Origin of the sequence: Phocaeicola sp. RTP21198st1_B8_RTP21198_201120 (assembly GCF_040929485.1) — a bacterium.
Lineage (GTDB): Bacteria > Bacteroidota > Bacteroidia > Bacteroidales > Bacteroidaceae > Phocaeicola > Phocaeicola dorei.
Genome location: NZ_JBCOCI010000595.1, coordinates 768 through 1,000, shown reverse-complemented (window position 1 = coordinate 1,000; position 233 = coordinate 768). Strand labels below are relative to the sequence as shown.

The following is a 233-nucleotide window of genomic DNA, read 5'->3' as shown; positions in this document are numbered from 1 at the left end:
GATAAGCATAGCATCATTGCAACCGGCGTGTTCCGTACTGTGGAAACGACAAAATCCAGCTATGGAAGTGAAACTTCCGGTAATGCTTCTTCCGGTCTTGCCGACCCTACTATCGGAAGTGCCGTACGTAAAATTAGTTCCGGAGATTCTAAGACACGTAGCATCAATGGGGTAGCTTTAATGAACTATACTTTGCTGAACCGCTATATCGTCAATGCTTCTTTGGGCTTGGA

1 protein-coding gene is annotated in these 233 nt (G+C 45.5%); it reads left to right on the top strand.

Annotation, left to right across the window (positions count from 1 at the left end):
• Positions 1 to 233: hypothetical protein (locus AB5935_RS28395; RefSeq protein WP_368328157.1), on the top strand; the 233-nt coding region annotated here is incomplete at both ends.